Source organism: Streptomyces blattellae, from assembly GCF_009709555.1.
Lineage (GTDB): Bacteria > Actinomycetota > Actinomycetes > Streptomycetales > Streptomycetaceae > Streptomyces > Streptomyces blattellae.
Window position 1 is genome coordinate 1 of the sequence record NZ_WJBG01000200.1, and the last position, 2,230, is coordinate 2,230.

2 protein-coding genes are annotated in these 2,230 nt (G+C 68.5%); both read left to right on the top strand.

The genetic code is table 11. The features are described 5' to 3' along the window. A partial coding sequence (locus tag GFH49_RS27280; protein WP_196218142.1) for an ISAzo13-like element transposase-related protein occupies positions 1 to 689 on the top strand: 689 nt, incomplete at its 5' end. Positions 690 to 794: 105 nt separating this feature from the next. Then, positions 795 to 2,153, top strand: coding sequence for an IS4 family transposase (locus GFH49_RS27285; protein ID WP_230396518.1), 1,359 nt, complete (start codon positions 795 to 797; stop codon positions 2,151 to 2,153). Positions 2,154 to 2,230 lie beyond the last annotated feature (77 nt).

Consider the following 2,230-nt stretch of genomic DNA (forward strand, 5'->3'; position numbering starts at 1 on the left):
ACTGGCGGGGCAGGCCCCTGACCAGCCACGACGTCATCGTGAACAGCATCGCGGCGACCACCACCCGCACCGGGCTGAAAGTCCGCGCCGAACTCGACACCGCCACCTACCCCACCGGCGTCCGCATCAGCAACCGGCAGATGGCCGCCCTTCCCCTGGACCACCACGCCTGGCACGGCGACTGGAACTACAGCCTTCGCCCCGAGCCGTACGACCAGGTCAGTGACGCCCCGGACCCGTTCGACCAGCCCAGTGCCGACCTCGCCTGGCTGTGCCACCCGGCCCTGACCGGGCTCCCGGCCGAGGAGTGGACCAAGCTGATCACCACGCTCACCGCCCTCCACGAGGACCAGCGGGAAACGCACCTGGACAAACGGCGTGGCCACCGGCCGCGCATCAAGGGTGGTCCTCTCACCGGCCGTCGCCCCCTCCTCACCCTCGCCGACCGGCTCCTGGCCACCCTCCTTCACCAGCGGCTCGGGCTTCCGCAGGTCGCGATCGCCCGCCTCTTTACCGTGACACCCGAAACCATCAACCGGCGCATCCGCGACATCCGCCAACTCCTCGACACCGCTGGACACGTCATCCACCCCGCCGACGACCGACTCACCACCCTCGAGGACCTCTACGCCCTCGCCAGCGCGGCAGAGATCACCCACCCACCAAACGTCAAGACAGCGAGTTGTTAATCGGCAAGCCCTTAGGCGTGGGGCGGGTGTGTCAAGCCGCCTGAAAAGGAACGGAGCTCCTGCTAGAACCGTGTCGACCAAGATCACTGTTCGGCTAGGAGCTCCGTGGGCGTCAAGTCTGCCATCCCGCATGAGGTTGTTGTTGCTGAAGGGGCGTTCGCGCCCGGCCATCTCGGTGAGTTGACCCGGATCATTCCGTTCGAGATGGTCGATGAAGCGTTGGCCCAGACCGGCAGAGTGCAGGCACGAGTGAGGGACCTGCCCTCCCGGGTCGTGGTGTATCTGCTGCTGGCCGGGTGCATGTTCCCCCAGTCGGGATGGCCGCAGGTGTGGCGACGCCTGACGGCGGGCCTTCAGGGACTGCAGGTCGCTGCCCCGACAGGCAGCGCGCTGATGCAGGCCCGCAGGCGTGTGGGAGCCGCACCGCTGCGATGGCTGTTCGATCTGCTGCGCGGCCCTGCCCCGGGTATCGGCACCGTCGGCGTGTGGTGGCGGGGGCTGCTGGTCTGCGCGATCGACGGCACACTGGCGGCGGTGCCCGACAGCCCGGCGAACCTGGCCGTGTTCACCAAGCACCGCTGCAACAACGGCGGCGCCGGGTACCCGGCGCTGCGGCTGCTGGTCCTGGTCTGCTGCGGCACCCGCACCCTGATGGACGCGGTGTTCGGGCCGACCACCGACGGTGAGACGGTCTATGCCCCGCGCCTGTTGCGCAGCCTGCGCGAGGGCATGATCGTGCTGCTGGACCGGAACTTCGCCGCCCAGACGCTGGTGACCGCCATAGCCAAGACCGGCGCGCACGTGCTGGTCCGCGTGAAGAACGGCCGCCGGCTGCCCGTCCTGGGCCGCTGTGGTGACGGCTCCTATCTGTCGGCGATCGGCGCCGTCCCCGTACGTGTCATCGACTGCGAGATCACCATCACCACGGCCGCAGGCCGCCGAACCGGCCTCTACCGGCTCGTCACCACCCTCACCGACCACCGGACCCATCCCGCCGCCGAACTGATCACGCTGTACCACCAGCGCTGGGAGATCGAGACCGCCTACCTGGAGATCAAGTCCACCACCCTGGGCGGCCGGGTCCTGCGCGCCCGCACCCCCGACGGCATCACCCAGGAGATCTACGCGCTGCTGGTCACCTACCACGTCCTGCGGCTGGCCATGGCGGATGCCACCGACACCCGCCCGGACATCGATCCCGACCGGGCCAGCTTCTCCATCGCCCTGAACACCGCCCGCGACCTGGTCATCCAGGCCGCGGGCGTCATCGCGGACACCGCCATCGACCTCGTCGGCACCATCGGCCGCCGTATCCTGGCCGACCTCATGCCCGACCGGCGCATCCGCACCCGGCCCCGCGTCGTCAAACGCGCGATCTCCAAGTACAACGCCAAAGGCACCGTCGACCGGACCAGCTACAAAGCCACCATCAGCATCAACATCCTGACCACACCAGACCCTTGACAGCCGACCCGCGACGCTAAGGGCTTGCCGGGAAACAAGCCGTGGCTTCGGGTCTTGGTCCTCGTTGTCGTGGTATG